Source organism: Streptomyces sp. NPDC089915 (assembly GCF_040684675.1).
Classification (GTDB): Bacteria; Actinomycetota; Actinomycetes; order Streptomycetales; family Streptomycetaceae; genus Streptomyces.
Genome location: NZ_JBFBGN010000211.1, coordinates 1 through 8,131, shown reverse-complemented (window position 1 = coordinate 8,131; position 8,131 = coordinate 1). Strand labels below are relative to the sequence as shown.

The following is an 8,131-nucleotide window of genomic DNA, read 5'->3' as shown; positions in this document are numbered from 1 at the left end:
ACTTGACGGAGCCTCGGCGGATGTCGAGCGGCCCCTTGGGGAATGGGGCGCTCCCTACGTACGAGTAGTTAACCGACAGCACGGATTGGGCGCCGACCCGAAGGTGTGGGCGTGCGCGTCGGCGTCCATGTCGGCGGTGGCGTCCTCGGCGAAGACCAGCCCGTAGCTGTGCTCCCAGGCGGTGCGGGCGGTGGACTCGACCCCGATGCTGGTCGAGATCCCGGCCAGGACGATGCGGTGGACGCCGCGGCGGCGCAGCTGGAGGTCCAGTTCGGTGCCGGTGAAGGCGCCCCAGTGGCGCTTGGTGACCGTGACGTCGCCCAGGGCCGCCAGCTCGGCCGGGATCTCGGAGAACGCGGCCGGCGGGGCGGCGGCGGGGCCGGGGCGGTCGACGTCGGTGGTGGGGAGGTCGCCGCCGTCGGGCGACCAGGCGACGTTGACCAGGACCACCGGCAGCTTGTGCGCGCGGAAGGCCTCGGCGAGGGCGATGCCGCGGGCGAGCACCTCGGCGGAGGGGCGGGCCGTGGGGAGGGCGAGGATGCCCTGCTGGAGGTCGATCAGTACGAGGGCCGTGCCGGGGTCGAGGGTCAGGGCGGGGGCGGTCATGTTGGCTCCTCCGGGGGTGGGGGCTGACGGGGGTTCAGTCTGCCGGGTGCCGTCCGGCGGCGGGTGGACCGGCCGCGCCGTGCGGGCGGCTGCCGCTGCGCGGGGCCGTCTCCCCGCCCCGCCCTTTCTCCGTTTCCCGGGGCGAGCCCCGGACCCCGTACGTGCGCTTCGCGCCCGTGCGCTCAAACTCCCCCAGCTACCGCTGGGAGGTGCCCCCTGCGCGGGCTGGATTCATCCAGCCCCGCCGGCGTTTGAGGCGCGGGGTCCGGGGTGGAGCCCCGGGGAACGGGCGAAGGGCGGGTAGGGGACCTCGCCCCGCGCAGCGGTCGTGGTCAGGGCGTCGGGGACGGGTCGGGGAGGGAGCGGGACAGGGCCCAGGCCAGGAGGGGGAGGGCGGCCAGCGGGAGCAGGGCCGTGCCGACGGACGTCGCGTCGGCGGCGGCCCCGATCAGCGGGCTCGCCAGCCCGCCGACACTGGCCGTGAGGCCCAGCGTGACGCCCGCCGCGGTGCCCATGCGGGTCGGCAGGTAGTCCTGGCCCAGGGTGACCTGGAGGGAGAACGGCACGAACAGCGCCGCCGCGGCCAGCACCGCGCACCCGTACGCCAGTGGCAGCGGGAGGCAGAGGATCCCCGCGATCGCCGGGACGGACGCCGCGTACGCGCGGCGGACGGCCCGGACCCGGCCCCAGCGCGCGGCGAGCCATCCGCCCAGCAGGGTGCCGCCCGCGCTCCCCGCGAACAGGGCCGACAGCGCGGCGGCCCCCGCCCCCGCACTCCCGCCGCGCTCCTGCACGTACAGGGAGAGGAAGGTGCTCAGGCCCATGAAGACCACGGACCGGACGATCACCACCAGGGAGAGCCGCAGGAACGCCCGCCGGTCCTCCCGGGCCGGCGCCTCCCGTACCGCGGCGGCGGTCCCCGCCTCGGCGGCGGCGTCCCCGCGCCCGGTGCGCGGCGGCCGGTTGAGGAGCACGGCGGCCGCTGCGGGCAGCGCCAGCAGCCCCCATCCGGCGGGCCCGGACACCGACAGCGCCCCGGCGACCAGCAGGGGTGCGCAGGCGAAGCCGATGTTGCCGCCGAGGGCGAACCAGCTCATGGCGGCGTGACCGTCTCCCATGCCGGTGCGCACCAGCCGGGCGGCCGCCGGATGGTAGGCGGCGACCCCCAGCCCGGAGAGCGCGACGGCGGCCAGCGTGGCCGGGTACCCGGCGTCCGCGCCGACCAGGACGATCCCGAGTCCGGTGGCGGCAGCGCTCAGGGGGATCAGCCACGGCACGGCCCGCCGGTCGGTGAGTGCCCCGAACAGCGGCTGGACCACCGAGGAGAGCAGCGAGGCGGCCAGTACGACGCCCGACGCGGCGGCGTATCCGTATCCCCGCTCGGCGACGAGGAAGGGGACGAGCGCGGCGACCGCGCCCTGGTAGACGTCCACGCAGGCGTGCCCGGCGGAGAAGGCCGCGATACGCCGGCGGAGCCGTGCGGGGGAGGCGGGGGAAGGGGAGGCGGAGGAGGGGGAGGAGGCGGATGTGGAGGCGGGCGGTTCTGTCGAACGGCTCGGCGGGGGAGGGCTGTTCAGGGCGTCCATGGGTTTCACCCTTCGAGAATCCGTTCCGGCGCCGCCTTCCCGCTTCCGATAAATTGCCTGATCATGCAGGAAACCCGCCAGCCCGGTGCCCGGCACGCCGAGCGTGCCCCGACCAACACGAACCGGCTCGACACCCACGTCGGGATCGACCCCCACCACCACGACGACCACCAGATCGCCTACGCCGGCTCCGGGGTGCTCTCCATCACCACCGGATCAGGGACCTGGGTGGCGCCCCCGACCCGGGCCCTGTGGATCCCGGCCGGGACGGTGCACGAGCACCGCGCCTACGGGCGGACCGACCTGCACTGTGTGGGCCTGCCCGTGCGCTGCAACCCGCTCGGCCTCGACGCCCCCGCCGTGATCGCCGTGGGACCCCTGCTGCGCGAGCTGATCCTGGAGTACACCCGGGAGCCCGAGGACCGGGGGCCGGCCCGGAGCCGCCTGCTGGGGGTGCTGCTCGACCGGCTGCGGGTGTCCCCGCTCCAGCCCCTGCACCTGCCCGCTCCCACGGACCCCCGGCTGGCGGCGGTGTGCGCGCTGCTGCACGCCGACCCGGCGGACCCGCGCGGACTGGCCGCGCTCGGAGCGCGGGCCGGGGCCGGGGAGCGCACCCTCAGCCGGCTGTTCCGGGCCGAGCTGGGCATGACCTTCCCGCAGTGGCGGACCCAGTTGAGGCTGCACCACGCGCTGCGGCTGCTGGCCGTCGGCACCCCGGTGACGGCCGTCGCGCACCGCTGCGGCTGGTCCTCCGCGAGCGCCTTCATCGACGTCTTCCGGCGGGCGTTCGGCCACACCCCGGGGGCCCATCCCCGGTAGGGGCTGAGGCGCCGGGGCGCCGCGCGCGAGTGCCGGTCGAGCGACGTTCGACCCGAAGCCGTGCAGACTTGACAAGATCGTCAGAAACGATCTTCATATGGCCTCGGAACCGACATACTGACGCCTGTGAAGACCGAAGACGAGACCGTTCAGATCGGCACCGAGGGCTGTACGGGCCTGATCACCCTCAACCGTCCCGAGGCACTCAACGCCCTCACCCGTCCCATGGTGCTGAGCATCGGGGAGGCCCTGACGGCCTGGGAACACGACCCCGCCGTCCGGCAGGTCGTGCTCCGCGGGGCCGGTGAACGGGGGCTCTGCGCGGGCGGCGACATCCGGGCCATCCACGCCGACGCGAAGGCCGGCACGACCGGCTCCCTCGCGTTCTGGCGGGACGAGTACCGGCTGAACGCGCGCATCGCCCGCTACCCCAAGCCGTACGTGGCCCTCATGGACGGGATCGTCATGGGCGGCGGGGTCGGCCTGTCGGCCCACGGCGGCGTCCGGATCGTCACCGAGCGCTCGCGGGTCGCCATGCCCGAGACCGGCATCGGCTTCGTCCCCGACGTCGGCGGCACCTACCTGCTCTCCCGCGCCCCCGGCGAACTCGGCACCCACCTGGCCCTGACCGGCACGGCGGTGGGCCCGGGCGACGCGATGCTGTGCGGGCTCGCCGACCACTACCTCCCGTCGGACTGGCTGGAGGAGTTCACCCGCGAGCTCGCCGCCGGACCGGTGGCCGAGGTGCTGGGCGAGTTCGACCGCGTCTCCCTCCCGGCGGCCCCGCTCGCCGCCGAGCGGGAGTGGATCGACCACTGCTACGCCGCCGACACCGTCGAGGAGATCCACCGGCGGCTGCTGGCCACCGGCCTGCCCGCCGCCCGCGAGGCCTCGCAGACCCTGCACGCCAAGTCCCCGACCTCCCTGAAGGTCACCCTCGCCGCCCTGCGCCGCGCCCGCGCCCTGGACTCGCTGGAGCGGGTGCTGGAGCAGGAGTACCGGGTCTCCAGCGCCGCGCTCTCCGCCCCCGACCTCGTCGAGGGCATCCGCGCCCAGGTGATCGACAAGGACCGCCGGCCGCGCTGGTCCCCGGCTGCCCTGGTCCAGGTCCGCGAGGCGACGGTGGAACGCTACTTCGCCCCGCTCGGCGAGGGCGCCGAACTGACCTTCTCGAACTGACCTTCTCCCGGGCCGCCTCTTGCGGATCCTGCCCGGCCCGTACCGCCGGGCAGGACCCGGAACGGACGGCCTAGGGCCTGTCGTCAAACTCCCGTCGTCGCCCGAAGGGCGGCCCCGCGGCGTCTGGTGCGTGCTCTCGGCGTGCCGGGCGGAAGCCCGCGTACTGGACGTACTTGGCTTTCGCCCGGTGCGGCGAGAGCGCGTGCCAGGCGTCGCGGGGCAGACGGGGGTTTGACGACAGGCCCTAGCTCCGGTCCAGCCGCGTCGCCAGGCCGTCGAGGACCCGCTGGAGTCCGTAGTCGAAGTTCTCCTCGCGCAGCCGCGCCGGGTCCTTGCCCTGCCAGGCGTTGGCGTGGTCCTGCGTCAGCGGGTGGTCCTCCAGAGCCTGCTGGGAGGCCGGCATCAGGGACTCCAGCCACTCGGTCTCGCTCTTGCCGCTGCGGGCGAGCAGGGAGAGGTAGGAGGCCTCGCTGGTCGCCGCGCCGAGCACGTAGGACATGACGGCCTTCATCGCCAGGTCCGCCTCGGCCTTCGGGAATCCGGCCGTCAGGGCCATGGCCAGCATCCGCTCCGACATGCGCATCAGGTTCGGGCCGAGGTGCGCGAGGCCCACCTGGCCGAGGACGGACGCCACCCAGGGGTGGCGCAGCACCATGCCGCGCAGGCTGTGCCCGCTGTGCGCGAGGGCGTCGCGCCATCCGTCCGGGCCGGTGGAGTCGGGCAGTTCGAGCTCCCCGTAGACCTCGTCCACGACCAGTTCGATGAGCTCGTCCTTGTTGGCCACGTGCCGGTAGAGGGAGGTGGCGGCCGTGCCCATTTCGGTGCCGAGCTTGCGCATGCTCAGCGCCTCGATGCCTTCGGCGTCCAGCAGCCGTACGGCCGCCGCGACGATCTGCTCCCGGCTGAGCGCGGGCAGCTCCTTCGCCCGGCGGGGCCGGGTCCAGACGGAGGGGACCGGCGCGGAACTCTGCTGCTCTGATGAGGACATGCCCCCAGCCTACCCCGTTGCGCACAGTGTACGCATCATGCGTACGCCTGAACGACGGCTGGGCTACGTCGGCCCGGCGGGGGCGGAGAGCTCCGTGCTCAGCCAGCCCAGCGCGTCCGGGTACATACCGGTCCAGGTCTGGAAGTTGTGGCCCCCGGCCGGGCGGACCAGGGTCTTCACCCGGACCCCGCTGCCCTGCGCGGCCCTGCTGAACGCCTCCAGCTGCTTCGGCGGGCTGTCCCGGTCCTGCGCGGAGGTGGCCAGGAACAGCCCGACGTCCTCGCCCTTCGCCTGACTGATCAGCCACATCGGGCTGTTGTGCTCCCGCAGCACCGGATCGGGCAGCACCGCCGGATCCCCGGTCAGGGGGTCCGGGTCCAGGGCCGCGCCCGCACCGAACACCTTCGGGTACTGCAGCGGCAGCTTCGCCGCGCAGAACGCCCCCGTCGACACGCCCATCAGCCCCCACCCCTTCGGCTCCGGCAGGGTCCGGAAGTTCTTGCGCACCAGGTCCGGCACGTCCTCCGCCAGCCAGGTGGCGATCTTGCGCTGCGGGGTGTCCGTGCAGTCGGTGTTCACCCCGCCGGGGTACAGCTCCGGGATGACGAGGATGAACGGATGCGCCGCGCCGACGCGCACCAGCTGCTCCAGCGCGTCCGGCATGGACCCCAGGTCGATCCAGGAACGCGGGGTGCCCGGATAGCCGTGCAGCAGGGTCAGCACCGGGAAGCGGGTCTTCTGCGCGCCCGGGGCGTCGTACTCGGGCGGGGTCCACACGACCACCTGGCCGGCCAGCTTCGAGTGGCTGCCCCGGAAGTACGTGCTCCGCGTGCCGTTCTCGCCCGGGGTGAAGCGCGCCCGGCCCACCGGAGGCCCGGTCATCGTCGAGGCGTCCGCGTCGGCGCCGGTGCCCAGCAGGTCGTCCCAGGAGGCGTACAGCCCGTAGCCGTCGTTGATCCAGGCGGCCACCACCCCGATGGCCGTCAGCTGGCACACCCCGATCATCAGCACCCGCGCCACCCACCGCAGTACGGCCGGACCCGGCACCCGGTTCCACAGCAGCAGCGCCACGAGCATGGCCAGCGCGGTGACGGCGATCAGCGTGGCGAGGAACGACGTGCTGGTCAGCTCCACGGCCTCGGCTCCTGACGTATGCCCTCATGTCGTCATGTCCCGCGGGATGCCCGGCATCCCCGGTATCCGCGCCATCCCACCACAATGTACGGGCCCTGAACTCCTACGCGTGGACGCTCACCGTGACGGAGTGCCAGCCCGTCGCCCCGTCGGGAAGGGTGCCCCGGCGCTCCTGCGGCTGGACCGCGCCGCGCCCGTCGGTCGCGCGGACCTCCAGGGTGTGCTCCCCGGGAGCCGCGTCCCACGGCCACACCCACAGCCGCCAGGTGTCCACCCCGTCCGCGTCGCCCAGCCGGGCCTCCTGCCAGGGCCCGCCGTCGGCGCGCACCTCGACGCGGGAGATCCCCCGGTGCTGGGCCCACGCCACCCCGGCCACCGCCACCCGGCCCGGCGCCAGATCAGCGAAGGGTCGCGGGGTGTCGATCCGCGACTGCGTCTTGACGGGGGCCTGCTGCGCCCAGGAGCGGCGCACCCAGTAGGCGTCGTACGCGGCGAAGGTGGTCAGCCGCAGCTCGGTCAGCCACTTGCAGGCGGAGACGTACCCGTACAGACCGGGGACGACCATCCGGACGGGGAAGCCGTGCGCGAACGGCAGGGGGGCGCCGTTCATCCCGACCGCCAGGAGGGCGTCGCGGCCGTCCATCACCGTCTCGACGGGGGTGCCGATGGTCATCCCGTCCACCGACCGCGCCACCAGCTGGTCCGCCGGGCCGCCCTGCGAAGGCGGTCGCACCCCGGCCTCGCGCAGCAGGTCGGCGAGGCGTACGCCGAGCCAGCGGGCGTTGCCCACGTACGGTCCGCCGACCTCGTTGGAGACGCAGCACAGGGTGATGTCGTGCTCGGTCAGGGGCCGGGCGAGCAACTCCGCCAGGGTCAGGGTCAGCGGCCGGGAGACCCCGTCGCCGTGGAGGACGAGCCGCCACGAGGCGGCGTCGATCCGGGGGACGACGAGGGCGGTGTCCACCCGGTAGAAGTCCCCGGCCGGGGTGAGGAACGGTCCCACGCCCGGCACGCGCAGGTCCGCACCGGCGGGCACCGGCGGCGCGGGAACGGCAGGGGGCGGCAGGACCAGGTCCGCGCGGGAGGCGGTGGCCCCGGCCGAGCCGTGGGCGCCGAGCCGCCGCCCGGCGTATCCGGCGACGGCCGAGGCGCCGACGGCGGCCGCCAGGAGCCGGCCGAAGGCGCGCCGGTCCATCGGCCACGTACCGCCGGGCCGCCCCGCCGCCGGGTGGGGCCGGCGCACGACGGTGACCAGCAGGTACAGCACGGTGGCGGCCGCCGCCGCGCCGGCCAGGGAGGGCAGGGCGTCCTTCCACCCCGCGCCGGGGCGGCCGAGCGCGGCCGCCGCCCCGAGCACCCCCACCGCCGCCGCGAGCGCGCAGCCGGTGCGGAGGTGGCGCACGGCGAGGATCCCGGTGCCGGCGGCGAGCAGGGCCAGGACGGCGGCGATGCCGAGGGTCAGCACGAGCTTGTCGGAGGTGCCGAAGGAGCGGACGGCCCACTCCTTGACGGCCGCGGGCGTAGCGTCCACCACGGCTCCGCCGACCGCGGTGAGCGGGGCGGACTCCGGCCGGACGAAGGCGGCCGCGAGCTCGGCCGCCGCGAGGCCGGCGAAGGCCGCGGCCAGGCCGCCGGCCGCGGCGGCGGTCGTGTTCGCGGGGGCGGGTGCCATGGGTCACCTCCGGGGCCTGCCGCCAACATAACGCGGGTGCGGGTGGCTGCGCCGCTGCGCGGGGGGAGGTCCCCTACCCGCCCTTCCACCGTTCCCCGGGCTCCGCCCGGACCCGTTGCGCTCAAACGCCGCGCGGGCTGGAATTTC

7 protein-coding genes are annotated in these 8,131 nt (G+C 74.9%); 2 read left to right on the top strand and 5 right to left on the bottom strand.

Translation table 11 applies throughout. The annotated features are described in order from the left end of the window. Window positions 1-54 precede the first annotated feature (54 nt). Together AB0O29_RS33230 and AB0O29_RS33225 are read right to left on the bottom strand one after the other, a co-directional pair. Window positions 55-606, bottom strand: a complete 552-nt coding sequence (locus AB0O29_RS33230; RefSeq protein WP_365159353.1) for an isochorismatase family protein — start codon at window positions 604-606, stop codon at window positions 55-57. Window positions 607-938: 332 nt separating this feature from the next. Then, window positions 939-2,192, bottom strand: coding sequence for an MFS transporter (locus tag AB0O29_RS33225; RefSeq protein ID WP_365159350.1), 1,254 nt, complete (start codon window positions 2,190-2,192; stop codon window positions 939-941). A gap of 63 nt (window positions 2,193-2,255) precedes the next feature. Here AB0O29_RS33225 and AB0O29_RS33220 point away from each other — a divergent pair, with 63 nt between their 5' ends. Next, window positions 2,256-3,011 carry a helix-turn-helix transcriptional regulator gene (locus tag AB0O29_RS33220; protein ID WP_365159347.1) on the top strand — a complete coding sequence of 252 codons (756 nt, stop codon included), beginning with the start codon at window positions 2,256-2,258 and terminating at the stop codon, window positions 3,009-3,011. 126 nt (window positions 3,012-3,137) lie between these two features. Continuing rightward, complete coding sequence (locus tag AB0O29_RS33215; protein ID WP_365159345.1) at window positions 3,138-4,190, top strand: enoyl-CoA hydratase/isomerase family protein; 1,053 nt, start codon at window positions 3,138-3,140, stop codon at window positions 4,188-4,190. A gap of 244 nt (window positions 4,191-4,434) precedes the next feature. Here AB0O29_RS33215 and AB0O29_RS33210 read toward each other — a convergent pair whose 3' ends face one another. From AB0O29_RS33210 to AB0O29_RS33200, 3 genes are all read right to left on the bottom strand, one after another. After that, a complete protein-coding gene (locus AB0O29_RS33210; protein WP_365159342.1) occupies window positions 4,435-5,178 on the bottom strand; it encodes a TetR/AcrR family transcriptional regulator C-terminal domain-containing protein in 744 nt (247 codons plus the stop codon). A 63-nt stretch (window positions 5,179-5,241) separates the two neighbouring features. Then, complete coding sequence (locus tag AB0O29_RS33205; RefSeq protein ID WP_365159339.1) at window positions 5,242-6,312, bottom strand: alpha/beta hydrolase-fold protein; 1,071 nt, start codon at window positions 6,310-6,312, stop codon at window positions 5,242-5,244. Window positions 6,313-6,415: 103 nt separating this feature from the next. Further along, window positions 6,416-7,984 (bottom strand): molybdopterin-dependent oxidoreductase, encoded by a 1,569-nt coding sequence (locus AB0O29_RS33200; RefSeq protein WP_365159336.1) that lies wholly within the window; start codon window positions 7,982-7,984, stop codon window positions 6,416-6,418. Window positions 7,985-8,131 lie beyond the last annotated feature (147 nt).